This window comes from Ensifer adhaerens (assembly GCF_000697965.2).
Classification (GTDB): domain Bacteria; phylum Pseudomonadota; class Alphaproteobacteria; order Rhizobiales; family Rhizobiaceae; genus Ensifer; species Ensifer adhaerens.
Window position 1 is genome coordinate 3,696,136 of sequence record NZ_CP015880.1, and the last position, 25,083, is coordinate 3,721,218.

The 25,083-nt window shown below is 63.8% G+C and carries 18 protein-coding genes; 6 read left to right on the forward strand and 12 right to left on the reverse strand.

Features of this window, described 5'->3' with window-relative positions; translation table 11 throughout:
* Window positions 1-2: 2 nt before the first annotated feature.
* The 3 genes from trpA (at window position 3) to FA04_RS17905 (ending at window position 3,308) form a co-directional block, all read left to right on the forward strand.
* Entirely contained in the window at window positions 3-842 is an 840-nt protein-coding gene (gene trpA, locus FA04_RS17895; RefSeq protein WP_034801668.1) for a tryptophan synthase subunit alpha, read from the forward strand.
* 50 nt (window positions 843-892) lie between these two features.
* The gene (accD, locus tag FA04_RS17900) at window positions 893-1,807 is read left to right on the forward strand and encodes an acetyl-CoA carboxylase, carboxyltransferase subunit beta (protein WP_034801670.1); all 915 of its coding nucleotides are present in this window, start codon (window positions 893-895) and stop codon (window positions 1,805-1,807) included.
* A gap of 157 nt (window positions 1,808-1,964) precedes the next feature.
* The gene (locus FA04_RS17905; RefSeq protein WP_034801672.1) at window positions 1,965-3,308 is read left to right on the forward strand and encodes a bifunctional folylpolyglutamate synthase/dihydrofolate synthase; all 1,344 of its coding nucleotides are present in this window, start codon (window positions 1,965-1,967) and stop codon (window positions 3,306-3,308) included.
* Between the two features lie 93 nt (window positions 3,309-3,401).
* Here the strand turns inward: FA04_RS17905 and trxA are convergent, their stop codons facing one another.
* From trxA to chvI, 12 genes are all read right to left on the reverse strand, one after another.
* A complete protein-coding gene (gene trxA, locus FA04_RS17910; protein ID WP_034801674.1) occupies window positions 3,402-3,725 on the reverse strand; it encodes a thioredoxin in 324 nt (107 codons plus the stop codon).
* An 86-nt stretch (window positions 3,726-3,811) separates the two neighbouring features.
* Entirely contained in the window at window positions 3,812-7,378 is a 3,567-nt protein-coding gene (addA, locus tag FA04_RS17915) for a double-strand break repair helicase AddA (RefSeq protein WP_034801695.1), read from the reverse strand.
* The gene (gene addB, locus FA04_RS17920) at window positions 7,368-10,556 is read right to left on the reverse strand and encodes a double-strand break repair protein AddB (RefSeq protein WP_034801676.1); all 3,189 of its coding nucleotides are present in this window, start codon (window positions 10,554-10,556) and stop codon (window positions 7,368-7,370) included. The genes addA and addB overlap by 11 nt, the downstream gene beginning before the upstream one ends.
* On the reverse strand, window positions 10,553-11,284 hold the full coding sequence (locus FA04_RS17925; RefSeq protein ID WP_034801678.1) for a nucleotidyltransferase family protein: 732 nt from the start codon (window positions 11,282-11,284) through the stop codon (window positions 10,553-10,555). The genes addB and FA04_RS17925 overlap by 4 nt, the downstream gene beginning before the upstream one ends.
* A 10-nt stretch (window positions 11,285-11,294) precedes the next feature.
* Window positions 11,295-12,806, reverse strand: a complete 1,512-nt coding sequence (gene tsaE / locus FA04_RS17930) for a tRNA (adenosine(37)-N6)-threonylcarbamoyltransferase complex ATPase subunit type 1 TsaE (RefSeq protein WP_082572943.1) — start codon at window positions 12,804-12,806, stop codon at window positions 11,295-11,297.
* Window positions 12,806-15,286 carry a sensor histidine kinase gene (locus tag FA04_RS17935; RefSeq protein ID WP_051659589.1) on the reverse strand — a complete coding sequence of 827 codons (2,481 nt, stop codon included), beginning with the start codon at window positions 15,284-15,286 and terminating at the stop codon, window positions 12,806-12,808. Before FA04_RS17935 ends, tsaE begins: the two co-directional genes overlap by 1 nt.
* A gap of 306 nt (window positions 15,287-15,592) precedes the next feature.
* Entirely contained in the window at window positions 15,593-16,993 is a 1,401-nt protein-coding gene (ahcY, locus tag FA04_RS17940; RefSeq protein WP_034801698.1) for an adenosylhomocysteinase, read from the reverse strand.
* Between the two features lie 166 nt (window positions 16,994-17,159).
* Window positions 17,160-17,450 (reverse strand): HPr family phosphocarrier protein, encoded by a 291-nt coding sequence (locus tag FA04_RS17945; protein ID WP_034801682.1) that lies wholly within the window; start codon window positions 17,448-17,450, stop codon window positions 17,160-17,162.
* Window positions 17,450-17,851, reverse strand: a complete 402-nt coding sequence (locus tag FA04_RS17950) for a PTS sugar transporter subunit IIA (RefSeq protein ID WP_034801684.1) — start codon at window positions 17,849-17,851, stop codon at window positions 17,450-17,452. The genes FA04_RS17945 and FA04_RS17950 overlap by 1 nt, the downstream gene beginning before the upstream one ends.
* A 156-nt stretch (window positions 17,852-18,007) precedes the next feature.
* Entirely contained in the window at window positions 18,008-18,466 is a 459-nt protein-coding gene (locus FA04_RS17955) for an HPr kinase/phosphorylase (RefSeq protein WP_034801686.1), read from the reverse strand.
* Window positions 18,463-20,196, reverse strand: a complete 1,734-nt coding sequence (locus FA04_RS17960; protein ID WP_218685636.1) for a sensor histidine kinase — start codon at window positions 20,194-20,196, stop codon at window positions 18,463-18,465. Before FA04_RS17960 ends, FA04_RS17955 begins: the two co-directional genes overlap by 4 nt.
* A gap of 239 nt (window positions 20,197-20,435) precedes the next feature.
* Window positions 20,436-21,161 carry a two-component system response regulator ChvI gene (chvI, locus tag FA04_RS17965; RefSeq protein ID WP_034801691.1) on the reverse strand — a complete coding sequence of 242 codons (726 nt, stop codon included), beginning with the start codon at window positions 21,159-21,161 and terminating at the stop codon, window positions 20,436-20,438.
* A 324-nt stretch (window positions 21,162-21,485) separates the two neighbouring features.
* Here chvI and FA04_RS17970 point away from each other — a divergent pair, with 324 nt between their 5' ends.
* The 3 genes from FA04_RS17970 to FA04_RS17980 all read left to right on the forward strand — a co-directional run bounded on the left by FA04_RS17970 (window position 21,486) and on the right by FA04_RS17980 (window position 25,012).
* On the forward strand, window positions 21,486-23,096 hold the full coding sequence (locus tag FA04_RS17970) for a phosphoenolpyruvate carboxykinase (protein ID WP_034801700.1): 1,611 nt from the start codon (window positions 21,486-21,488) through the stop codon (window positions 23,094-23,096).
* 203 nt (window positions 23,097-23,299) lie between these two features.
* Complete coding sequence (gene arfB, locus FA04_RS17975) at window positions 23,300-23,734, forward strand: alternative ribosome rescue aminoacyl-tRNA hydrolase ArfB (RefSeq protein ID WP_034801693.1); 435 nt, start codon at window positions 23,300-23,302, stop codon at window positions 23,732-23,734.
* 207 nt (window positions 23,735-23,941) lie between these two features.
* The gene (locus FA04_RS17980) at window positions 23,942-25,012 is read left to right on the forward strand and encodes an IS110 family RNA-guided transposase (protein ID WP_034805419.1); all 1,071 of its coding nucleotides are present in this window, start codon (window positions 23,942-23,944) and stop codon (window positions 25,010-25,012) included.
* Window positions 25,013-25,083: the final 71 nt, after the last annotated feature.

Here is a 25,083-nt window from a genome sequence, read left to right on the forward strand (position 1 = left end):
TCATGACCGCACGCATGGACAAGCGATTTGCCGATGTTGCGGCCGAAGGACGTCCGGTCCTCGTCACCTATTTCATGGGCGGCGATCCGGATTTCGAGACGTCGGTCTCAATCATGAAGGCGCTGCCGAAGGCCGGCGCCGACGTCATCGAACTCGGCATGCCTTTCTCAGACCCGATGGCCGACGGCCCGGCGATCCAGCTGGCCGGTCAACGCTCGCTGAAAAGCGGACAGACGCTCGCAAAGACGCTTGAGATCGCCCGCCGTTTCCGTGAGGACGACCAGCGCACGCCGATCGTGCTGATGGGCTATTACAACCCGATCTATATCTACGGCGTCGACCGCTTCCTGACGGATGCGCTGGCCGCCGGCATTGACGGCCTGATCGTCGTCGACCTGCCGCCGGAGATGGACGACGAACTCTGCATCCCGGCGCTGGAGAAGGGCATCAACTTCATTCGCCTGGCGACGCCGACCACGGACGACCGTCGCCTGCCGAAGGTCCTCGAAAACACCTCCGGTTTCGTCTATTACGTGTCGATGAACGGCATCACCGGTTCGGCTCTGCCCGATCCGTCGTTGATCGCCGGCGCCGTCGGGCGTATCAAGGCACACACCAATCTGCCCGTTTGCGTCGGTTTCGGCGTCAAGACGGCGGAACATGCAAGGGCCATCGGAGCATCTGCCGATGGCGTGGTCGTCGGTACGGCGATCGTCAACCAGATCGCGTCGAGCCTGACCGAAGAGGGCAAGGCGACCGATGCGACGGTTCCGGGTGTCGAAGCGCTGGTGAGAGGGCTCTCGGCAGGCGTGCGGTCCGCACGTCTCGCAGCAGCCGAATAATTGCCTATATTAGCGCGCACAACCCGAAGGAAATCTTCAGGAGTTACTAAGTGAACTGGATCACAAACTACGTTCGGCCGAAGATCAACTCGATGCTGGGCCGCCGGGAAGTTCCGGAAAATCTCTGGATCAAGTGCCCGGAAACCGGCGAGATGGTGTTCCATCGCGATCTCGAGGAAAACAAGTGGGTCATCCCGCAGTCCGGCTTCCACATGAAGATGCCGGCCAAGGCGCGGTTGAAGGACCTGTTCGACGGCGGCATCTTTGAAGCGTTTCCGCAGCCGAAGGTTGCTCAGGACCCGCTGAAGTTCCGCGATTCCAAGAAATACGTCGATCGTCTGCGCGACAGCCGCGCCAAGACTGAACTCGAAGACACGATCGTCGCCGGTCTCGGCCGCGTCCAGGGCGTCAAACTCGTCGCCGTCGTGCACGAGTTCAACTTCATTGGCGGCTCGCTCGGCATGGCTGCCGGCGAGGCGATCATCAAGGCCTTCGAACGGGCGATCGCCGAGAAGTGCCCGCTGGTCATCTTCCCGGCTTCGGGCGGCGCCCGCATGCAGGAAGGCATCCTGTCGCTGATGCAGCTGCCGCGCACCACGGTTGCCGTCAACATGCTGAAGGAAGCCGGCCTCCCCTATATCGTCGTACTCACCAACCCGACCACCGGTGGCGTCACCGCATCCTACGCGATGCTCGGCGACATTCACATGGCCGAGCCCGGCGCGGAAATCGGCTTTGCCGGGAAGCGCGTGATCGAGCAGACGCTGCGCGAGAAACTGCCGGAAGGTTTCCAGACGTCGGAATACCTGCTGGAGCACGGCATGGTCGACATGGTCGTCAAGCGCCATGATCTGCCGTCGACGCTCGCCCGGGTCCTGAAAATCCTGATGAAGAAGCCGGCGGAAGCCTCGAAGCTCAACGGCGGCACGCAGCCGGCCGCCTTGCCGGTCGCTGCCAGCGCTTGAATAAGCGCTGGGCTGGTCGAACTGCGTAGAACAAAATAATGCATCTCCGCGATTTCTTGTGTGTGGGGATGCTGCAACTCAAGGCGTTACAGCGATCGGTAGACGGCCTATAAGGCGCGCGCTGTAGCAGCCGAGCGTGTCGGGGCGGGGTTAAGAGATGGCAGCGGTGGAAGCCAGCGAAGCGGGCTACGAGATCGAAAAACTTCTCGCCCTTCACCCCAAGGGCTTCGACCTGTCGCTGGACAGGATCACCCGGCTTCTCGCCGCCCTCGGCAATCCCCAGGATCGTCTTCCGCCGGTGATCCATGTCGCCGGTACCAACGGCAAGGGCTCGGCGACCGCGTTTTCGCGGGCGATCCTCGAAGCAGCCGGCCTCAGCGTTCACGTCCACACGTCGCCGCATCTCGTCAACTGGCACGAGCGCTATCGCCTGGGCGTCAAGGGTGGCAAGGGCAGGCTCGTCAGCGATCCCGTTCTCGCCGATGCCGTGCGTCGCGTCGCCGAAGCCAATGGCGGCGAGAAGATCACCGTCTTCGAGATCCTGACCGCCGTCACCTTCCTGCTCTTTGCCGAGCACCCGGCCGACGTGGCGATCATCGAGGTTGGTCTCGGCGGCCGCTTCGACGCGACCAACGTTATTGCCCGGCCGGCCGTCTCGGTCGTCATGCCGATCTCGCTCGACCATCAGGCCTATCTCGGTGATCGGGTGGAGCTGATAGCCGCCGAAAAGGCCGGCATCATGAAGCGTGGCTGCCCCGTGGTAATCGGCCAGCAGGAGGAAGAGGCCGCCCGTGACGTGCTCGTCTCGACGGCGGAACGCCTCGGTTGCCCGATGTTTGTCTATGGCCAGGATTTCATGGCGCATGAGGAGTTCGGTCGCCTCGTCTATCAGGACGAAGGCGGGCTCGCCGATCTGCCGCTGCCGAAGCTGCCGGGGCGCCACCAGTATGCCAATGCCGCAGCCGCCATCCGCGCGGTGCGGGCCGCCGGTTTCGATGTTTCCGAAGCGGCGATCGAGAGGGGCCTCGCGGGCGTCGAATGGCCCGGACGCCTGCAGCGCCTGACCAGCGGTAAGCTCACGCATTACGGGCCCAATGGCGCGGAGATCTGGGTCGACGGCGGCCACAATCCCGGCGCCGGTCAGGTGATCGCCGAGGCAATGGCGACCTTCGAGGAGCGCGAATCGCGCCCCCTGTTCCTGATCATCGGCATGATCAACACCAAGGAGCCGATCGGCTACTTCCGCGCCTTCCTCGATCTCGCCGAGCAGGTCTTCACCGTTCCGATCCGCGGTTCCGATGCTGGGCTTGATCCTGTGGCGCTGGCCAGTGATGCCGCATCGGTCGGCTTCGAGGCTTCGGCGGTCTCGTCCGTTGCCGAGGCGCTGACGGTCATCGCCAATCTGGTCGACGAAGATCCGGCGCCGCCGCGCATCCTGATCGGTGGCTCGCTCTATCTGGTGGGCGATGTGCTTGCCGACAACGGCACGCCGCCGAAGTGATCGGCAGCTGGGACCGCCATCCCGCTTCCAGATTTAAGACAAGAAAAAAGCCCGGCATGCCGGGCTTTCAACGTTTTCAGCAGTGAACTCGCTTTAAGCGACCGCCGTGGAGATCCACGAGGACAGGGCCGTCTTCGGGGCGGCGCCAACCTTGATGTCAGCCACTTCGCCGGCCTTGAACATGGCGAGCGTCGGGATCGAGCGAACGCCGTACTGGGCGGCCAGTTCCGGGTTTTCGTCGATGTTGAGCTTGGCAACCTTGACCTTGCCGGCGAGTTCGTTCGAGATTTCCTCGAGGCTCGGGGCGATCATCTTGCACGGGCCGCACCATTCAGCCCAGAAATCGACAACCACCGGCTCGGCGGAGTTCAGCACTTCCTGCTGAAAATTGGACGTATCGACCTTTACAGTAGCCATAGGCTGCTCCTTGCGTTCGGAATGGCAGTATCCAGATGTTGTGTCTCATGTGAGAAGGCACCGCTGGATTTTCAATATCGGGTATCTCACTTTGTTGCGAGGTCTTCAAGGCTCCTGTCGAGTGCCTGGTCGGGAACGACGTGGATTGCCGGCCCCTCGGTGAAGATCAGCACACACCGAAACGCATGCGCCGGATAAAGCGGCTGCAGGAGCGCGCGGTAGATGGCAAGCTGCGCCGTGTAGGCGAAGGGAATGTCGTTAGGCGATGCCGGCACCTGCCTGTTGGTCTTGAAGTCCGCAATCGTCACGACGCCATCGCGGACGGCCAGCCGGTCGATCCGGCCTGAAACCGCGTGCTCACGCTTGCCGAGCGTCAGCGTACCCATGACCGAAACCTCGGCCCGGCTGCTCACCGAGAAAACTGCGCCGAGGTCCGGATGGTCGAGCACGGTTTCGATGCTGGCGATCAGTGCGGCGCGTTGTTCTGAAGGCCAACTGGGCACGGATCGCTCGAGATAGCGTTCGGCCGCGGCCCGGCGATCGTCTCCCGCCATCGAGGGCAGAACCTGCAGCAGGCGGTGCAGGATGGCGCCGCGCAGCATCGAGAGGTTTGCCGGGGCCTTTTCTGAGAAAAGAGCCGAGCCGACGAGCGCATCGCCATCGTCCTCGTCAACCGCGATGCCGACGCCGGAAGGACTGAGCGGCCGCGGCAGCCGTTTTTGCGGCGGCAGTGGCGTCGAAAGCGCCTTTGGCAGGGCGGTGGCGGGACGGCCCGAATCGGCCGAGCGCGCATCGCCGGAGGGCAGATCGCGTTCGAGCTGCTTCTCGCGCCAGGCATGGCCGGACCATTCCTCGCCGCCGGCGTGAAAACTGGTCGGGTGGCCGCGGCCGCTCTCGTCTCCGGCAAGGCTCGCCTGAACCATAGCGTGCCATGTATCGGTAACGGCCCGCTGGCCGCGATAACCGCAGACGATCAGGCGGTCGGCGGCGCGGGTCATGCCGACATAGAGCAGGCGACGATATTCTTCCTCAGCCAGCGTCTTCAGCCGCTCGCCGTCGGCGGTGATGAGCGAGTTCGATTCCGCGCCCGGCGCGCGCCACACCGGAAGCGGCAGGACGGTGCCGTCTCTCTGGGCAAGCTCCAGGAAGCGAAGAGAGGGCACATGCTGGTTGCTGAACGCCGCCCCGCCGCCATCGGCGAGGAAGACGACTGGCGCTTCCAGGCCCTTGGCCGCGTGCACGGTCATGATCCGGACTTCGTCGCGTTCCTTGTCCTGCTCGCGCTTGACCGTCGGCGCTTCCATTTCCAGCGTCGAGACGAAGGCCTGCAGGCCGGGCAGGCCGCTTCTTTCCTGGTCGAGCGCGAAGGTCAGGAACTCGTCGAGAATGTCGCTGACCTCGGTGCCGAGGCGCGCGAGAAAGGCGGCGCGGCCGCCATGCACGCCGAGGACGCGGGCATAGAAGTCATGCGGCGCCAGCTGGCTTGCGAGCGCCATGTAGGATTTCAGCGTTCGCGCCGTCTGGTGAAACAGGATACCGTCATCGGCTTCATGCTGCAGCCTCTCCCAGAGGCTTTCGCCTTCGCCGCGCCGCGCCGCGAGTTCGAACAGCGCGTCTTCGCCGAGGTTGAACAGCGGGCTTTTCATCAGCGCGGCCAGCGACAGGTCGTCCTGCGGCAACAGCACGAACCGCCCGAGGGCGAGCAGGTCCTGGACGGCAATATGCTTGGTGAGCACCAACCGGTCGGCGCCGGCGACCGGAATGTTGTTGCGGCGCTTGAGTGCTCTCGTCAGAGCATTGACGAAGGCGTCGCGCTTGCGGACCAGTACGATCACGTCGCCCGGGCGCATCGGCCGGCGAACGCCCTTCTCGACGATCGTCTCCTTGCCGATCCAGCTTTCCAGCGTGGCTGCGATCCGGCGGGCGAGGATGTTGACCGGCGCACTCTCCGGCGTTGCGTCGAAGGCGGCGGTCCATTCCTCGTCTGTATCCACCGGTTCGGCGGCAATCACGTCCCAGATGTCGACGGCGCCGGGATGGCCGATGCGGTTCGAAGCATGCACCACGGGCTCGTTGCGGGCGCTGAGGCCTCGCGCATGCGCCGGATTGGCAAAGACGGCGTCAACGGCCGAAAGCACGTCGACGGTCGAGCGGAAGGAGAGCTGCAGGCGGATGGGCTCGAAAGCCTTGCCGCCGTCGCGCACCCGCCGTTCGGTCTCCTGGCTCTCGCGCGAAAACCGCTCCGGACGGGCGCCCTGGAAGGAGTAGATCGACTGTTTCTCGTCACCGACAGCAAACATCGTGCGGGCAGTACCGCGTGCGCTCTCGCCCGAGAAAAAGTCGGAAGCCAGCGCCTGGATGATCGTCCACTGCGCCGGGCTGGTGTCCTGCGCCTCGTCGACGAGGATATGGTCGATGCCCTGGTCGAGCTTGTAGTGTACCCAGGCGCTGACGTCGCCGCGGGCAAAGAGCGCCGCCGTGCGGTTGATCAGGTCCTCGAAATCGAGCTGGCTGCGGCGTCGCTTCAGTTCCTCGTAGTCGGCATTCAGCCGCTCGGCGAGGGTCAGCGCCGCCAGCGTCGCCTCGAACATCCTGAGGATGCTGATGTGATCGATGCAGGCGACGACATGGCGATAGGCCTCGTCCACGAGGTCAATGAGATCGGGGGCAGCCTGCTGCATCGCCTTGTTGAGGAAGGCGGATTGCGCCCGCGGCTTGCCCGTGCCGGTGAAGAACAGATGCCTGAGCCCGTCATAGCGCGCGCTGAGATCCGTCATCTTCGAAACGGTCCTCAGCCCCTCCGCAAAGTCGAGCACCTTCGTGCCGCCGACGCTGGTGGCGAGCGAGAAGTACCTTTCGAGCGCCGCGCCGTTCAAGCCCGCCAAGGGCCAGATCGTCGCCATGGCGCCATCGACGCTTTCCCCCGGCGAAAGCTTCAGCGCCCGGCGCAGCTCGGCCTCGGTGCCGCCGAGCCCGTCGGCATGTTCGAGGAAGACCTGGATCGCGGTTCGGTTTTCGACGATTGCGGCCAGCAGCTTTTCCAGGCCGGTATCGTCGGCGATGTCGAGCACGGTGGCAAAGGCGTGGGCAAGAGCCGGATCGTCCTTGGCCGCGGTCGCGGTCAGCAGCAGCCGGCGCGCATCGGCAAGCAGAACCGCAGCCGCGCGATCGTCGAGAACCGAGAAATGGCCGGCGACATTGGCCTCCAGCGGAAACTGGTGCAGCAGCGCCTCGCAAAAGGCATGGATCGTCTGGATCTTCAGGCCGCCCGGGGTCTCCAGCGCGCGGGCGAACAGGCGCCGCGCCTCCTGCAGCTTCAAGCGCCCGGGCCGCTCGCCCTCAATCGCCTCGATCCGCTTTTCGAGCGTCGCGTCGTCGAGCGTTACCCATTCGGCCAGCCGTTCGAACACGCGATTCGACATTTCGGAGGCCGCCGCCTTGGTATAGGTGAGGCAGAGGATCGCCGAGGGGCGGCAGCCGGCAAGCAGCAGCCGTATCACCCGCTGGGTCAGCACGTGGGTCTTGCCGGAGCCGGCATTGGCCGACACCCAGGCGGAGCGGTCCGGGTCCGAAGCCAGCGACTGCCGGCGCGAAGTCCAGTCGAGCCAGCTTTGAGGCGTCGCCTGTTCGGGGCCGAGGTCGTCATCCCTCATCGCCATCCTCCTCTTCGCTGTCGGCCGTCGACCATTCGGCTACGCGTGCCAGATGGTCGTATTCGCCGCCATAATCGCGCTCTTTCTGAACAATCACGCGCGAGGCAAAGCCATGCTTGCCCGAAAGCAGCGCGCTTAGCAGCTTCCTGAGTTCGGCAAGCGACTCGTCCGCAAGCTGATCGGCCGACTTCGTCTCCTTCGACTTGCTGCCTTCGTTGTTGACCGCTTCCGGTTTGAAGCGCGCGCCCGGTTTGAGCCGGACATAGAGCAGCGACTGTGGGTGGCTGGGCGGCATGTCCTTAAAGGCGCCGGCCTTGAGGGCCGCGGCTTCCAGCGCGAGCTGCGGGTCGAGCAGGACGCGCGCTTCCTTGGTCGATGGGCTGGAGCCGGTCTTGTAGTCGACGATCTCGACGCTGCCGTCGGTCAGCGTATCGAGCCGGTCGGCAATGCCGGTCAGCCGCATGTCGGCGACGCCGAGCTCCATCGATGCCGCCACTTCGGTGCGCGACCGGCGGATGAAGCGGGCGCGGTCCCGTTCCCATTTGATGAAGGCCAAGCCGACGGCGGCAAAGCGCGGCCGCCAGATCGTGTCGATATGGGTGGGCAGTCGCGCCTCGTCGAAAGCCTCGTTCAGCAGCCGGTGCATGACCTCTTCCGCCGCCGGCAACATCAGATCGACGCCGGCGCGTACGAAACGCTCGACGATCTGGTGGTAAAGCGTGCCGCGCTCGGCCGGGCCGGGGTCACTGTTGAACGGCAGCAGCGGATCCAGCCGAAGGATGCGTCGCGCATAGATCGCGTAGGGGTCGCGCCGTAGCCGCGACACTTCGCTGAAAGAGTACTTGCGCGGCTGTAGGTCCGCCGGCGGCTTGGGGGCGGGACGCTCGGCCAGCGGCTGGCGGCCGCCGTCGTCGAGCATGCGGGCCCAGGCGAGATAGTCGGCGCCATTGGCGTGCAGCGCTCGCGTCAGCCGTTCGCCGCCGAGCGCCAGCAGCCGCTGCAGCCAGCGCGAGGCGACGGTGGGTGCTGCGCCCTGGCGCATCGAGCGGGTGAAGATCAGCCGCCTTGTGCCGCAGGCCATCTGGAAGTCGTGCGCAAGCTGGCCGATGCGTCGTTCAGGCGGCTCAAGACCGATCCCCGTCTTCATGGTGCGCGACAGGAACGGATCGTTGGCCGTCTGGCCCGGCCAATTGCCTTCGTTCAGGCCGCCGAGAACCACCAGGTCCATGCTCTGCAGGCGCGATTCCAGCGCGCCGAAGATGAACACCCGCGGATGGCGCATGGAGCGAGGCTTGACCGCGGCGCTGGCCGATAGGGCTTCGACGACATCGCACCATTGCGGCCCGTCCGCGGTCATCTGGCCGTCGGTTTCGATGATGCCGCGAAGGAGAGTTGCGAGCGTATCGGCGGCCTCTCCGGACCAAAGCCCACCGAGGTCGCCACGCTCGTCGGCTGAGGCCGCTTCCAGGGCCTCGCCGGTGCGCATCGCCCAGTCGGCAAAGGTAAATTCGTCCGAGAACACGCGGCTTCCGTCCCGGCTTCGCGTCAGCGCTGAGGCGAGCGGTGCCACCGCGAGACCGATCTTCGCCGCCACGTCGCGGGCCGCCTCAAGCGCGTCATCCCCGATGCCGATGCGCCATTCCGGTGGATGGCGATCGGTCTTGTGCCGGACGATCGCCGCGTCGAGCACGGATCCGAGGACCAGCAGATCGACCGTCGCGGTGCTGCCACGCAGTGCCATGCGTTCCAGCGCGTCGGCCCCTTCGCGCATCCTGTCGCGGGAAAGCCCGAAGCGCGCCAGCGGATGCTTGAGCAGCGCGACGAACGGCACGGGATCGCCGGGGCGCAGGCATGCTTCTAGCAGCAGCCGCAGCAGGCTGCCCTGCGGCGTCGCGATGAGAGGCGTACCGGCGGAATCGTCGGCCTCGATGCCGAAGCGGGCAAGCTCGGCGCCGACCCGCCGTGCGAGATTGCGGTCCGGCGTGATCAGCGCTGCCTGGCTCTCGTCGCTGCCTTCGAGCGCGAGCCGCAAGGCGACCGCGATCGCGGCCGCTTCCTCGCGTTCGTTGGCGGTTTCGATGAGGGCTGCATCCTGGAAGGCTTGCTGCAGCAACGCCGGATCCAGCTCGCTGCGCATCGCGGTCCATGCATTGGTCGCCTTGGCCGGCAGAAGAGCGTGCGACAGGATCTCGGCACGGACGTCGAGGTCGACCTCGGCGACAGCCAGGGCGGTCACGTCGGGCCGCAGTACGCCCATGCGTTTCAGCAGCCTGTAAAAGCCGTATTGCGGGTGGCTGCGGCTTGCCGGGTCCGGCCTGCCGTCAAGGGCGGCGTCGGCGACGATCATGTGCCATTCGGCCTCGCTCATCGTCTGGTCGAGGCCAGGCAGCACGATCGTACCGTTGGGCAGCTTCTGCACGGCGGCAATCAGCGTGGCCGTTGCGGGAATGGAGCCGGTCGAACCGGCAATGATGATCGGGCCCTCGATCTTGCCGGCGGCGATGCGCTGCGTCTCGGCCTGCAGGATGGCGTTGCGGTGGCGCGCGGGCGAGGATTGTTTCAGTTCCTCCAGCCGTTCCGGCCAGTAGCTGCGGGCAATCTTCAGGAATTCGAGCGTCAGCTGCCACCAGAGGGCGTGCTCGCCGGCATCGAGCTTGTCGAGCTTGTCCCAGTCGAGCTCTTCCGTCTCCATCGCGTCGATGAGGTCGGCAAGATTGCGCGCGAGCCAGATCGCATCGGCAGGGCTTGCCGGCGCAATCAGCGGGCTCTCCGCATGGATGTCGAGCACCACCTTCGGCAGCCGGTTGCGCCAGGCGAGGATAAGCCGGCCAAGCTCGATCAGGCGTGCGGTCCCGGGCAGGGGCGGGGCGAGATCGAGGATCGCCGGCACCTCGGCATCGAAGAAGCCGCTGTCGTCATCGGTCTCGCCGAGCGCCTTGATCGTGGGCAGGATGGTGGAGCGGCCGCCGAGCAGGTCGACGAACTCGGACCGGAGCACACGGGCCGAGCGCCGCGTTGGCACGAAGATCGTCACGCCGGCAAGCGGCAGGGGATCGGCCGGGTCGTAGCGGAAGTCCGGCGTCAGGCTACCGTCGCAAAGCTTTTCGGCGAGCGTCTTCAGGAAGGGGAGGCCGGGCGGGATCGTGAAGACGTTGGACCGGCGGCCACGCACGCTCATCCCTCCGGCTGGAGGCGGCGGATCGCCGCCTCCGCTTCGCCGATCGCCTCGGGCGTTCCGACCGTCATCCAGTGACCGTCGAGCAGCAGGCCGTAAAGACGGCCTTCTTCGGCGGCGCGATCGAAGTAGATGTTGAGATTGAAGGCGTCGTCGGGCGCGTCGGCAAAAAGCCGGGAGTGAAGCGCGATCGCGCCGGCATAGACCACCGGGTTCGGCAGGCCTTCGGCGTAGCGCGTGAGCTTGCCGTCGTCACCCAGCGAGAAATCCCGCTTGCCGTTGTGGCCGGTCGTATCCTCGTCGCGCACGCAAAGGAGCAGCATGTCCATGCGCTCCGCGTCGAAGGCGGCGGCCAGGCGCGTCAGGTTGCTGGGCTTGCCCTTGGGCTCGCCGACCCAGAAGAGATCGGCATTCATCACCAGAACCGGCCCCTCCGGCAGCAGTTTCAGCCCCTTGGCGAGACCGCCGCCGGAATTCATCAGCGCCTCGCGCTCGTCCGAAATCACGATCTCCGGGGCGCTGCGTTGGCTGAGATGGCCTTCCATCAGGTCGGCGAAATGATGCACGTTGACCGCGGCCGTGCTGACGCCGGCCTCCACCAGGAGGTCCAGCACGTAGTCGATCATCGGCTTGCCGGCGATCTCGACGAGCGGCTTTGGCATGGTGTTGGTGATCGGACGAAGACGGGTGCCGAGGCCCGCGGCGAGCACCATCGCATTGCTGATCGACATTGATTCTCTGTCAGTTCGCTGATTCGGAAACGAGGATTCCGGTCTTCATACACCAGTCGTGCAAGGGTTTCAGCGATTCATGTGAAAGCGCCGCCTGAAGATAGGCGAAAGTGCGCGGCATGTGCTTCATGTAGCCGGACTTGCCGTCGCGCTGCATCAGCCGCACCCAGATGCCGACGAGCTTGCAGTTGCGCTGCGCCGACATCAGGTGCCAGTCGCGAAGGAACATAGCCTCGTCGAAGCTACCACCCGCGCGCCGTTCGGCGAGATAGGCGTCCATCATCCGGCTTGCGAGCGAAGGCGGGATGGTGACGCGGGCATCTTGAACCAAGGACGCGACGTCATAGGCAGTCGGACCGATCATTGCGTCCTGGAAATCGATGAGGCCGATCCGGTTCAGACCTTCGCGTTCCCCGCGCCAGATGATGTTCGGCGAGTGAAAATCGCGCAGCAGCAGGTTCGTTTCGGATGTCTGCAGGAGGTCGATCAGGCCGTCCCAGATCTCTCCATATTCGCGCTTCTCGTCGTCGCTTGCCGGCGCGCCGCGTTTCCAGGGCAGATACCAGTCGGTCAAAAGCCGCGTCTCGATCTTCATCGCCGTCCGGTCGAAATCCGGAATGCGGTGGATCACAGTCGGCTCGACCTTGATCTCGGCCTCGGCCGGTTCCGCGTGCAGGCGAGCAAGCAGCCGCGCGCTCTCGATGTAGCGTTCGTCGATCGGCTCTCCGTCCGCATCGAGAACGCCGTCCGAGCCCAGATCTTCGATCAAGAGGACGCCCTGGTCGATGTCGCGGGCGTAGATTTCAGGTGCCGCGAAGCCGCGGGCAATGAGCATCTGGTCGACGGCGACGAAGGGAACGACATCTTCGGCGATATGCGCCAGCTGCTGATAGTACTTTCCGTCCTGAAGGATCGGGCCCGGCTTGTGCCGCGGCGAATCCATCAGAATCCGGCTAACGGAGCCGTCCGCCGGGTAAATGCGCTCATAGGCCCGGATCGAGGCGTCGCCGCTCAGGTGCCGCCGCCGCGCCTTGGAATGTCCGTTCGTATCGAGAAACTCGCGGATCGAAAGCGTTCGGGCGATGCGCTGCAGCGTGTCATCAGGCGCCGAAATCCCGACGCGTCGCCCGTCCTTCTCGTGGGTGATCGCAAGCGTGATGCGACGTGAGGGGAGGGCGTCGTCCGCCCGTTCCGGCCATTCGACCAGGCAGATGCCCTGCGACAGGGCTTCATCGAAGCCCAGTTCGTCGAGCTCGCTGGAATCGGCCAGCCGGTAAAGGTCGAAATGCGCGACGGGTATGCGCAAGTCGTAGCTCTGGACCAGCGTGAAGGTCGGGCTCGGCACTTCCAGGCCGTCGTCATCGGCGACGGCTCTCAGAAAGGCGCGCGCCAGTGTGGATTTGCCGGCGCCGAGATCGCCCGAAAGAGCGACGCAGTCGCCAGGCTTCAGGGCGAGCGCCAGGTCCTCACCAAGCTCGATCGTTGCCGCCTCGTTTGCAAGATGGCGCTCGATCGCCGGCATCATTCGGCCGCGACGGTGGACGGCACGTCGGCCGAAGGGATGCGGCAGGTCACTTCCGTGCCTTCGCCTTCCTTGCTGCGGATCGAGACCGTGCCGTGATGCAGGCTGACGAAGCTCTCGACGATCGAAAGCCCGAGGCCGGCGCCGCCGCGCTGACCGTGGCTTTCAAAGCGGTTGAAGACCGTGTCGAGCACGTCCTGCGGAATGCCGGGGCCGCTGTCGGAGACCGAGAAGATGAAGTCGCTGCCCTCGCGGCGGCACGCCAGTTCGATGACGCTGCCATCGGGGGCGAAGTTCGCGGCATTGGTGAGCAGCTTGACGAAGATCTGCTTCAGGCGCTGCTGATCGGCGACCATCCGGCCGAGATTATCAGGTGCGGCGATCCGGAGCGTCACTCCGCTTTCGGTCAGACGGTCGGCCATCTGATACGCGATGTCGTCGAGGAAATCGGTGAGGCTGATGTCGGCAAGGTCGAGCTGGACGATGCCGGCGTCGACGGTCGCAAGATCGAGGATGTCGTTGACGATCGTCAGAAGCAGCGACGACGACGTGGCGATATGGTCGACATACTCTGCCTGGCGCTCGTTGAGGTCGCCGAACGCAGGCGTCTTCAAGAGATCGGCGAAACCGATGATGTTGGTGAGCGGCGAGCGCAGCTCGTAGGAGACGTGGTGGACGAAGTCGTTCTTCAACGCATCGGCCTTGCGCAGCGCCTCATTCTTTTCGGTGAGCGCGCGCTCGACCCGGACGCTGTCGGTAATGTTGACGAAGGTCAGCATCGTCTGGGCGTTCGGCAGCGGGATGACCGCGTAGTCGAGAATCAGCCCGGTCCTGAGTTCGAGAATGCCGCGGCTGGAGGGCCGCTCGTCGTCGAAGCTGGTGATGATGTGGGTGAAACGCTTCCAGCCGTCGGGCTGGTCGTAGGAGATCAGGCAGGCCTGCTCGATCGCCTTGATATGCGTACCGGGTTTGGCTTCAGCCTCGCTGATGCCCCAGATCGCGCGAAACGCCGGGTTCGACAGGCGGATGCGGCCGTCCGGGCCGAACACCGCTACGCCTTCGGCCAGGTGATCGATGGTTTCGCCCTGGACCTGGACGAGGGTGTTGTAGCGCGTTTCGAGGTCGACCTTCTCGGTCAGGTTCTCGAACACCCAGGTAACGCCGCCCTGCGGGCGGGCGGTGGCAAAGACGCGCAATGTCTGTCCGTTCGGCAGGTGCCAAAGGTCGCTCTGTGTATCGAGCGCCTGGTAGACCGATAGTGCGTTCGCCTTCCACTGTTTCCAGTTGAGCTGTTCCGGCAGCTGGCCGCCGGCGCGCAGCCGATCGAGCACTTCGCCATTGTCCGGCTTGCGCTCCAGGAAGCCGATATCGAGGTTCCACAGGCGCTGGAAGGCCTGGTTGTAGAACTGCAGACGCTGGTTGCCGTCGAAGATCGCGACGGGCGTCGCCAGATGGTCGAGCGTTTCCGCATGGCTCTTGAGCGTGCGGTTGAGCTCTTCGCGCACGGCCTCGATCCCCGAAATATCGACTGCGATACCGGCCGAACCGGCGGCGCTGCGGGCGTCGACGACGTCGAAGAAGGTGCGGTTGCCGCGCACGACGGTCGAGACCTTGTCGTGGAAAGGCGTATCGAACGTCGAGACCGACCGGATCTTTTCACGCGCAACGGTCGCAAGCAACTCGCGCTTTTCCGCGACGGCGGTGGCGACATCGGGTGCCTCGACGGCGTCGGCATAGGCTTCGTTGACCCAGACGAGCGCGCCGTCGGTGCCGCGCTGCCAGACGGGCAGGTCGATTGCGTCGAGGAGTGTATGGAAGGAGCGAAGAGCGATATTGAGCCGGTCGTGTTCGAGCTTCAGTTCGGCGAGCTCCGCCCGCATGTTGTTGAGCGCGATGAAGCGCACAAAGGCGCGGCCGCCGGAAACGCGTCCCTGGGCTTCCAGCACTTCATTGCGCTGCGTTTCGATGACGAGATCGAAGCTGCGCGCCTGGGTGCGAAGCGCCTCGATCGATTTTTCGAGCTCGCCTGCAGACTGCGCCTTGACCCAGCGGCCGAAGGCCAGGAAGTCGCGGTCGTCGGAAGGCGCGCCGGTTTCCGCCGGCAGCTGGCCGAGCAGTTCGGCGCGTTCGAGAAGCCCGTCCCAGATGACGATCCGGCGGTTCTTGTCGGCGACCAGCGCTTGGTAGCGCGAGAGGCGCTGGTTGGCGTCGGAAAGGTCGGACCTAAGCTCGCGGTTTTCCGCCTCGATGTTGCCGCGCTGGCGGATCAGCCAGATCGCCGAGATCATCGCAGCGGAAATGACGCCGATCAGCACGGAAAAGGTGACGACCTCCGACGAGCCGAAGATGCCGGCCTTTTGCGGGACAACCTGGGCGAGAGCATCCGTGGCGGTGAAAAGGGCGGTGCCGGCCAAAAGGCGGCGCAGGAATTTCGGACCCTTGCGGCGGATGGCCGGAAAATCTGTGTGGTCTTTGTTCATGGCGCTGCCATCCCCGTCTGTCCGAAGGGTGCTGCCGGCCTTGCTGCGCCTTGCACAGTTCCACCGGGGCCCTGTTCAAGGGTCCGCGTCAGTTCCGATTGCATCCCCGGTCTGTCTCCGTCTGTTTGCCGCTAATTCGACAAGACATCCCATCCGCGATGCCCAAGGTCCGCACCGGCATCACGAATCAATGGGTTAGAGCATACTTCCTAGTCGAATCGTCGGGAAGGGAGAGGCCCAAAAAAGCGGCCGCGCTCTCTTGTCAAGAACGCGGCCACAAGATGTTGTGGATTGCCCGGGTAAGGATTAGTACCGGTAGTGCTCAGCCTTGAACGGACCCTGCGTCTTCACGCCGATGTAGTCGGCCTGCTCTTCGGAAAGTTCCGAAAGCTTGGCGCCGAGCTTCTTGAGGTGCAGCCGAGCGACCTTCTCGTCGAGCGCCTTGGGCAGGACGTAGACTTCGTTCTTGTACTTCTCACCCTTGGTGAAGAGCTCGATCTGGGCCAGGACCTGGTTGGAGAACGAGGCCGACATCACGAAGGACGGGTGACCGGTGGCGTTGCCGAGGTTGAGCAGGCGACCTTCCGAAAGCAGGATCATGCGATTGCCCTTCGGGAACTCGATCATGTCGACCTGCGGCTTGATGTTCGTCCACTTCAGGTTACGCAGAGCCGAGACCTGGATCTCGTTGTCGAAGTGGCCGATGTTGCCGACGATCGCCATGTCCTTCATCTCGCGCATGTGGTCCATGCGGATGACGTCCTTGTTGCCGGTCGTCGTGATGAAGATGTCGGCCGAGGAGACGACGTCTTCGAGCTGGACGACTTCGAAGCCGTCCATGGCGGCCTGGAGCGCGCAGATCGGGTCGATTTCAGTGACCTTGACGCGGGCGCCGGCGCCGGAAAGCGAGGCGGCCGAACCCTTGCCGACGTCGCCGTAACCGCAGACGACGGCGACCTTGCCGGCCATCATCACGTCGGTGCCGCGGCGGATGCCGTCGACCAGCGATTCCTTGCAGCCGTACTTGTTGTCGAACTTCGACTTGGTGACGCTGTCGTTGACGTTGATCGCCGGGAAGGGCAGCAGGCCCTTGGCCTGGAGCTGGTAGAGGCGGTTGACGCCGGTGGTGGTTTCCTCGGTCACGCCCTTGATGGCGTCGCGCTGCTTGGTGAACCAGCCCGGCGAAGCGGCAAGCCGCTTCTTGATCTGCGCGACGAGGATTTCTTCTTCCTCGGAGCCCGGGTTGGAGAGCACGTCCTCGCCGGCTTCGGCGCGGGCGCCGAGCAGGATGTACATGGTGGCGTCGCCACCATCGTCGAGGATCATGTTCGAGACGCCACCGTCGGCCCACTGGAAGATCTTGTCCGTGTAGGTCCAGTATTCTTCGAGCGTCTCACCCTTGACGGCGAAGACCGGAACGCCGCTGGCGGCGATCGCGGCTGCGGCGTGGTCCTGGGTCGAGAAGATGTTGCACGAAGCCCAGCGTACGTCGGCGCCGAGCGCGACCAGCGTCTCGATGAGGACGGCGGTCTGGATGGTCATGTGCAGCGAGCCGGTGATGCGCGCGCCCTTCAGCGGCTTCGAAGCGCCGAACTCTTCGCGGCAGGCCATCAGGCCCGGCATTTCCGTTTCGGCGATCGCAATTTCCTTGCGCCCGAAATCGGCAAGTCCGATGTCGGCGACGATGTAGTCCTGAGTGGTGGTCATGGAGTTCTCCGGGCTGATCTCTTCAAGCCGCGCGGCCTTGGCCATCTCCGCGGCGCGATTATGCCTCCCACGCCTATACGACGCGGTGAGAGTGCGACCGATCTATCAGGATTCAGGGTGGAGAGCAACCTCGATATAAAGAAGTCTTTATATCTTTATATTGCCGTCAGATTTCTTCGCCGAACTTGTCGGCGACCAGAGCGTCGAGCGCGTTCAGGGCTTGTTCGGCCTGCGCGCCGCTGGCGGTCACGCAAACGCTGCAGCCGGTGCTGGCGGCCAGCATCATCAGCCCCATGATCGAGGTTCCGCCAACGGTCATGCCGTCCTTCGAAACGGTGATCTCGGCGTCATAGGCCTCGACCGTCTGCACGAACTTTGCTGACGCCCGCGCATGCAGGCCCCGCTTGTTGATGATCAGCAGTTCGCGCGTCAGCGACATGTCGGGGCGGTGATCCATTACTTTCCACTCAGGACGCGGCTGGCGACGTTGATGTATTTCCGCCCGGCCTCGGAGGCCTCGACAAGTGCCTTGTCCATGTCGCTCTCGCCGCGCACGCCGGCAAGCTTGATCAGCATCGGCAGGTTGACGCCGGCGATCACTTCGACGGTGCCGCTGCGCATCACCGAGATGGCGAGGTTGGAGGGGGTCCCGCCGAACATGTCGGTGAGAATGATGACGCCGTTGCCTTCGTCGACATTGGTGACCGCGTCGAGGATATCCTGCCGACGCTGGTCCATGTCGTCCTCGGGGCCGATGCAGACGGTCTCTATAGCTTTTTGCGGACCGACAACATGCTCAAGCGCATGTCGAAATTCCTCAGCCAGCTTGCCATGGGTGACAAGCACAAGTCCGATCATGGGTATCTTCGCTCCAACTGCACACGCAATTCACTGATGGCCAGATATCGCAATGCAGCAATTTCGTCCACCTGTTGGGGAGGGCATCTTGGCAAGGAAAAGGGGAAGTGCAAGCCAAAAATGCCGAAATTCCGGTCGCGCTGACGGTAAATCGGGCTAGAAACCTATTTTTTCAGCGATGAGCGCCTGCAAAATATTGAGAACCTGGGCGCCTTCTTCAACGGGAACGCGAACAATCGGCAATACGCGCCCGAGTGGCAGGGGGAATGTCTCGTCTTCGGGCGGTAGCCGCGGGTCGAATGGGGCGGCGACGGGCAGAATGGCCCAGTCCATGACGGCGGCAGGCACGGTTTCGATCGTGCCGATGCCGGCGCCGCGGATTTCGATGAGGCCGTGAATGGAGGGCGGGCAGCGCGCCACGATCCGGCCGTGTTCGAGCGCAAGATCCACGCGGTCGTCGGCGACGAGCGCCGCGAAATGTCCGGCCTGCCGGGCGGCCGTGATGCAGGCGAGCGCCAGTCTGGATTTGCCGCTGCCGGACGGGCCGGTAAGCAGGAAGCCGCGTGTCCCGAGCACGATTGCGGTGCCGTGGACATTGGCGCGGGCCGTTGTCACGCGTGCGGCTCGGCGGGCAGGGACAGGACGAAGCGCGCGCCGGTGATATGGCCATCCGGTCCGGCGATGTTCTCGGCCTTGAGCGTGCCGCCATGGGCTTCGGCGATCTGCCTGGAGATCGACAGCCCGAGGCCGGAGTTCTGTCCAAAATCCTCGCCTTCCGGCCGGTCGGTATAGAAGCGCTCGAAAATGCGGTCGATGTCTTCGGCCTGGATGCCCGGGCCGTTGTCCTCGACATAGACGAGGCAGCGCGAGCGCGAGCGGGTGAGGCGCACGACGATCCGCCCGCCGTCCTCGGGAACGAAGGAACGGGCGTTTTCGATCAGGTTGGTAATGATCTGGCCGATGCGCAGGTCGTAGCCGCTGACGGCAAAGCGCGCCTTGGGGCTGTCCTTGCGGTCGATGACGAAATCGAGCAGCACCGCCTTCTTCTTGCTGCGGACCTGTCGCGAGATATCGACGAGGTCGCCGAGGAGTTTTTCGAGATCGATCGTCTTGGCGTCGCTGCGGGCAAGTTCCGCGTCGAGACGCGAGGCGTCCGAGATATCGCTGATCAGGCGGTCGAGACGGCGGACGTCATGCTGGATGACGTCCATCAGCCGCTTCTTCGATTCGTCGGTCCGCGCCAAAGGCAGCGTCTCGACGGCGCTACGCAGTGAGGTGAGGGGGTTTTTCAGCTCGTGGCTGACGTCGGCGGCAAAGTTTTCGATCGCGGCGATCCGGTCATAGAGCGCGGTCGTCATCTCACGCAGCGCGACCGAGAGGTTGCCGATCTCGTCCTGGCGCGAGGAGAAGTCGGGAATTTCCTCGCGCTCCTTGGCGCCGCCGCGGCGCACGCGCACCGCTGCTGCCGCAAGCCTGCGCAGCGGATTGGCGATCGTCGACGACAGAAGCAGCGACAGGATGATGTTGACGAGCGCCGCGACGCCGAAGACGCGGATGATGGCGAGGCGCTCGGCCTGGACGATCTTGTCGATGTCGCCGGCCTGGGTCGAAAGCAGGAGCACGCCGAGAACGGCGCGGAAGCGCTGGACGGGCACCGCCACGGAAACGATGAGCTCGCCCTTCTCGGTAACGCGCTCGACATAGCCGCGCACGCCCGTCAGCGCATTGGTCACCTCAGGGTAGATCGAGCCGTTGCCACCCGGCGGTTCTTTATAGAGCGGCAGGTTGCCCGGCTGCAAAAGCTTGTTCAGCCAGCTGTTGAGCTTTTCGCCGATGCCCGTCGCCTCCGGCTCGATCGGCGGCAGGTCGAAGCGCAGCACCTGGCCGCCGCTATAGAGATGGCGCGAATCGAGCAGCAGGTCGGCGTCCGCGTCGAACAGGCGGGCGCGGGTGCGCGTCGGCGAGATCAGCCGGCGCAGAACCGGCGCGACACGCTCCTGGATGATCGGGAAGTCGAGATCCTCGTCGCTCGGCAGCGGCGTGATGCTCTGGCCGGCCTGCAGTTCCAGCAGCTTTTCGGGATCGATGGTGATCGAATTGGTATCGACCGAGGCGGAAGCGGAGATCGCGCCGGCGATGATTTCGCCCTGGGTCAAAAGGCTTTCGACGCGCGCGTCGATCAGCCCCTCGCGGAACTGGTTGAGGTACATGATGCCGCCGACCAGAACGACGAGCGCCACCAGGTTGAAGAAGACGATACGGCGGGTGAGGCTCGAGAAGACGGCATTGCCGAAGAGACGACGAATGAGCGTGAAGGGATGCGCCCAGCGGCGCTGGCCCTTCAGTGCCTGGGCACGCCCGTCAGTGTCTTCAATGTCGCCGTGCAAGACTTCTACCAAATGTCCCGCTCCCGCGCGGACTGTCCTTCATAATCGTTCGATAGCGGCGGCGCTGCCGGCCGGTTGCGCCGCCTTCCATGGTTTTGATCCGAAGACGGCGGAGATCGTGTCGAGCCTCAGATGAGGCCATCACCATCGCGCCGCTTCAAATGCGCCACTCTGGGCTCGATGGCAAGCCCCGAGGCTCAGGCACTCTCCCGGAAACGATAGCCGACACCGTAAAGCGTCTCGATCATGTCGAAGTCGTTGTCGACCATCTTGAACTTCTTGCGCAGCCGCTTGATGTGGCTGTCGATGGTGCGGTCGTCGACATAGACCTGTTCGTCATAGGCAGCGTCCATCAGTGCGTCGCGGCTCTTCACCACGCCCGGGCGCTGCGCCAGCGAATGGAGAATGAGGAATTCCGTCACCGTCAGGGTCACCGGCTCACTCTTCCAGGTACAGGTGTGGCGCTCCTGATCCATCACCAACTGCCCACGCTCGAGCGAGCGCGACGGCGCGTCGGTTGCCTTGACGGTATTGTTCGGATTGGCGGCCGCGGCTTCGCGGTTGGCGGCGCGGCGCAGGATCGCCTTGACGCGTTCGACCAGAAGGCGTTGCGAAAACGGCTTGGTGATGAAGTCGTCGGCGCCCATCTTCAGGCCGAAGAGTTCGTCGATCTCTTCATCCTTGGAGGTGAGGAAGATCACTGGCAGGTCCGACTTCTGCCTCAGGCGGCGCAGCAGTTCCATGCCGTCCATACGCGGCATCTTGATGTCGAAGATCGCAAGCTGCGGCGGCCGGGCGAGCAAGCCTTCGAGCGCGGAAGCGCCGTCGGTATAGGTCTCGACTTTGTAGCCTTCTGCCTCCAGGGCGATGGATACGGACGTCAGAATATTCCGGTCATCATCGACAAGCGCGATGGTCTGCATCGTGTTCAACTCCGTCTTTTGAGGCGCCGGTCCCGTCCCCGAAAACTCCGGCATTCGCGAGTCACGGGTGCGTTAGTGAGTATAAAGGTGGAACAAATTGTGGCGAAGCCCAAAAAGCACCTGTCGTGACGATAGGATAGGTCCTGTCAGATCGGTGTTCGGGAGGTCGATTTCAACCGATTAAAAAAACGATAATTTTCTTTAAATCGATTAATATACTGAAATCATTATTCTTTTTTTGACGTCGCCTTGTTTTTGAGCGAGCATGCAAGTAAGGTCCGGCGAAATTCAACGCCAATGGCCAAACACGAAGGAAGCTTGACCATGGAGCAACTCGGCACTCGCAATCTCGCGAACGGCTTGGAAAAACTCGGCTTTATCGACCTGGAAACGGTTCGGTACAACCTCGAAGCCGCAGAGCTTTATGAGGAAGCTCTTCGCCGCGGCGAGGCTGAGCTGACGGCACACGGTGCGCTCGTCGCCCGTACCGGCCAGCACACCGGTCGCTCGCCGAAGGACAAGTTCGTCGTTCGCGATGCGAACACCGACGACCAGATCTGGTGGGACAACAACAAGCCGATGTCTCCGGAGCATTTTGCCCTGCTGCGCAAGGATATGCTTGAGCACGCCAAAGGCATGTCGCTCTACGTGCAGGACCTGGTTGGCGGCGCCGATGCCGACAACGCCCTGCCGACGCGCGTCGTTACCGAGTACGCCTGGCATTCGCTGTTCATCCGCAATCTGCTGATTCGCCCAGCCCGCGAAGCGCTCGGCTCCTTCCTGCCGAAGCTGACGATCATCGATCTGCCGAGCTTCAAAGCAGATCCGGAGCGCTACGGCTGCCGCACCGAGACGGTCATCGCCTGCGACTTCACCAACGGCCTGATCCTGATCGGCGGCACGTCCTATGCCGGCGAAATGAAGAAGTCGGTCTTCACCGTTCTCAACTACCTGCTGCCGAAGAAGGGCGTCATGCCGATGCACTGCTCGGCAAACGTTGGCCCGGCCGGCGACACCGCGATCTTCTTCGGCCTCTCCGGCACCGGCAAGACGACGCTTTCGGCCGACCCGACCCGCACGCTGATCGGCGACGACGAGCACGGCTGGGGCGAGCAGGGCGTCTTCAACTTCGAAGGCGGCTGCTACGCCAAGGCGATCCGCCTGTCGGAAGCCGCCGAGCCGGAAATCTACGCCACGACCCGCCGCTTCGGCACCGTCATGGAAAACGTCGTGCTTGACGAGCGCCGCGTTCCTGATTTCGACGACGGTTCGCTGACGGAAAACACCCGTTGCGCCTATCCGCTCGACTTCATCCCGAATGCCAGCGCCACCGGCACCGCACCGCAGCCGCGCACCATCATCATGCTGACCGCCGATGCGTTCGGCGTGATGCCGCCTATTGCCAAGCTGACGCCGGAACAGGCGATGTACCACTTCCTTTCCGGCTACACCGCCAAGGTCGCCGGCACGGAAAAGGGCGTTACCGAGCCGGAAGCCACCTTCTCGACCTGCTTCGGCGCACCGTTCATGCCGCGTCACCCGTCGGAATACGGCAACCTGCTGAAGGACCTGATCGCCAAGAACGGTGTCACCTGCTGGCTGGTGAACACGGGCTGGACCGGCGGCGCCTACGGCACCGGCAGCCGCATGCCGATCAAGGTAACGCGCGCTCTGCTCGCGGCCGCGCTTGACGGCTCGCTGAACGCTGCGGAACTGCGCACCGATGCCAACTTCGGCTTTGCCGTTCCGGTCTCGGTCCCGGGCGTCGACGACGGCATCCTCGACCCACGCTCGACCTGGGCCGATGGTGCAGCCTATGACGCACAGGCCCGCCGCCTGGTCGACATGTTCATCACGAACTTCGCCAAGTTCGAGAGCCATGTGGACGGCAGCGTTCGCGACGCGGCTCCCGGTACGAAGATCGCCGCCGAATAAACATTGTCGGCTATGATTCACGTGAAACCCGGTCCTTGTGGCCGGGTTTTTCGCTTTCGCGTCTGCTCTATGTCCCTTTAAATCCTCTTCGATCTAAGGCGAGCCAGAGTGCTACGGCGACCTTTGCGCCTCTGATGAGACGCGCGGCGCCGCAGTGTTTTCAACGGGTTCGCTCTGTGCCATAGATCGGGCCGAGGTGAACCATGGCCAGCGACCCGCTCTACATAAACGACAATATCGTCCTTGCCGGCTGGGAGCTGACGGAGCAATTCGTGCTGGCCGGTGGCCCGGGCGGGCAGAACGTCAACAAGGTGTCGACCGCCGTTCAGCTGTTCTTCAACGTCCAGGCGTCTCCGGCGCTTTCCGATCGCATCAAGGCCAACGCCCTGAAGATCGCCGGCAAGCGCGCCTCGAAAGAGGGCGTGCTGATGATCGAGGCGAGCCGCTTTCGCAGCCAGGAGCGCAACCGCGAGGATGCGCGCGAGCGGCTGAAGGAGTTGATCCTGAAGGCTGCCGAACCCCCGCCGCCGCCGCGCAAGAAGACCAAGCCGACGCGCGGTTCCGTCGAGCGGCGTCTCAAGGAGAAGTCGGGTCGCGGGGAGATCAAGAAGCTCAGGGGCCGGCCTGGAGGCGATTGATTCTTTTTGCGGCTCCCTTGCCTTTTGGCGGGCAGCGCCCTCTCTTATCGAGCAGTGTTTTCGCAAAAGGAGGTGGCATGAAAGAGACCGCGTCCGCTGAGAGAACGGATCACTGAGATGCAGGTGATGATTGAGGGACAGCCACGCTTCCAGCCTTTCGGCTTATCCTGTTGGGGTTTTGGAGATCTCAACACGGGAGTTGGAAGCATGACTGCGTCCTATGATTACCATATCGGGGTCGACTACCACAAATCCTACAGCCATCTGGTGGTGCAAGATTCAGGCGGCAAGACGCTCAGATCCGGCCGGGTGAAGAACGATCGCCAGTCGCTCGGCAGCTTTCTCGAGCGGTACCGCGAAAACAGCCATGCGGTTGTCGAGGCGACGCGCAACTGGATGGTGATCTACGACTGGCTCGACGACATTTGTGATGATGTCGTTCTCGCCCACCCGTTGAAGGTCAAGGCGATCGCCGACGCCAAGATCAAGACCGACAAGATCGATGCGACCGTGCTGGCGCATTTGCTGCGCGCCGACCTGGTGCCGGAAGCCTGGGCGCCAAGCGAGCGGTCGCGGGACCTGCGTGTCGCCCTGCGGGAGCGGATGTTCTACGTGCGGCTGCGCACGATGACGAAGAACCGCATCGTCACGGTGTTTGATCGCTATCCGGAGCAGACGGCGCAACTGAAGACGCTCGGCGATCTGTTTGGTAAGGCCGGCCGCATTCAGCTTTCGCAGGTCAACGTCTCTGAGATCGACCGCATCCAGATCGACCGTGGCCTCGCTTTCATTGGCGCCATCAATGAGCGGATCAAGCAGTCGGAAGCGACGATCCGGGCGATGACCAAGGCCAATCCCAACGTGAGGCTGTTGAAGACGATCCCCGGCATCGGCGAGTTCTTCGCCCGTCTGATCGACGCGGAGATCGATGACATAGCGCGGTTCCGCAACCCGAAGAAGCTGGCCGCCTATGCCGGGCTGGTGCCCTCGACCTATTCGAGCGGCGGCAAGACCTATCACGGCAAGACCATCAAGCAGGGCAACAAGTGGCTGCGCTGGGCTTTTGTCGAAGCGGTCACCCCGGCGATCGCCAGCGATCCACAGCTTCGCGCCCAATATGAGCACCTGAAGATCAGAGGAACCAACAAGGCGCGTGTGGCGATGGCGCGCAAGCTTTTGACGATCGCCTTCCAGATCCTGCGCGACCAGCGCGCTTACGAGCCGCGCGGCGAAAGCATCATCACGGAAGGCGCGTCAATGAAATCCCGACTGTCCTGATGACTTTCTAGCGAGCCTAGCAGTGCCGGGCTGCGCTCCTCAAGGAGAATGGGAAGCCGGGAGCCGAACGC

Excerpts from the sequence above, each read along its gene's own strand:
- FA04_RS17935 (WP_051659589.1), bottom strand. The coding sequence starts at position 15,286 with ATGAACAAAGACCACACAGATTTTCCGGCCATCCGCCGCAAGGGTCCG.
- arfB (WP_034801693.1), top strand. The coding sequence starts at position 23,300 with ATGGCCAGCGACCCGCTCTACATAAACGACAATATCGTCCTTGCCGGC.
- FA04_RS17950 (WP_034801684.1), bottom strand. The coding sequence starts at position 17,851 with ATGATCGGACTTGTGCTTGTCACCCATGGCAAGCTGGCTGAGGAATTT.
- trpA (WP_034801668.1), top strand. The coding sequence starts at position 3 with ATGACCGCACGCATGGACAAGCGATTTGCCGATGTTGCGGCCGAAGGA.
- tsaE (WP_082572943.1), bottom strand. The coding sequence starts at position 12,806 with ATGCCGGCGATCGAGCGCCATCTTGCAAACGAGGCGGCAACGATCGAG.
- FA04_RS17980 (WP_034805419.1), top strand. The coding sequence starts at position 23,942 with ATGACTGCGTCCTATGATTACCATATCGGGGTCGACTACCACAAATCC.
- addA (WP_034801695.1), bottom strand. The coding sequence starts at position 7,378 with ATGAGGGATGACGACCTCGGCCCCGAACAGGCGACGCCTCAAAGCTGG.
- ahcY (WP_034801698.1), bottom strand. The coding sequence starts at position 16,993 with ATGACCACCACTCAGGACTACATCGTCGCCGACATCGGACTTGCCGAT.
- FA04_RS17925 (WP_034801678.1), bottom strand. The coding sequence starts at position 11,284 with ATGTCGATCAGCAATGCGATGGTGCTCGCCGCGGGCCTCGGCACCCGT.
- chvI (WP_034801691.1), bottom strand. The coding sequence starts at position 21,161 with ATGCAGACCATCGCGCTTGTCGATGATGACCGGAATATTCTGACGTCC.
- addB (WP_034801676.1), bottom strand. The coding sequence starts at position 10,556 with ATGAGCGTGCGTGGCCGCCGGTCCAACGTCTTCACGATCCCGCCCGGC.
- FA04_RS17905 (WP_034801672.1), top strand. The coding sequence starts at position 1,965 with ATGGCAGCGGTGGAAGCCAGCGAAGCGGGCTACGAGATCGAAAAACTT.
- FA04_RS17945 (WP_034801682.1), bottom strand. The coding sequence starts at position 17,450 with ATGGATCACCGCCCCGACATGTCGCTGACGCGCGAACTGCTGATCATC.
- trxA (WP_034801674.1), bottom strand. The coding sequence starts at position 3,725 with ATGGCTACTGTAAAGGTCGATACGTCCAATTTTCAGCAGGAAGTGCTG.
- FA04_RS17970 (WP_034801700.1), top strand. The coding sequence starts at position 21,486 with ATGGAGCAACTCGGCACTCGCAATCTCGCGAACGGCTTGGAAAAACTC.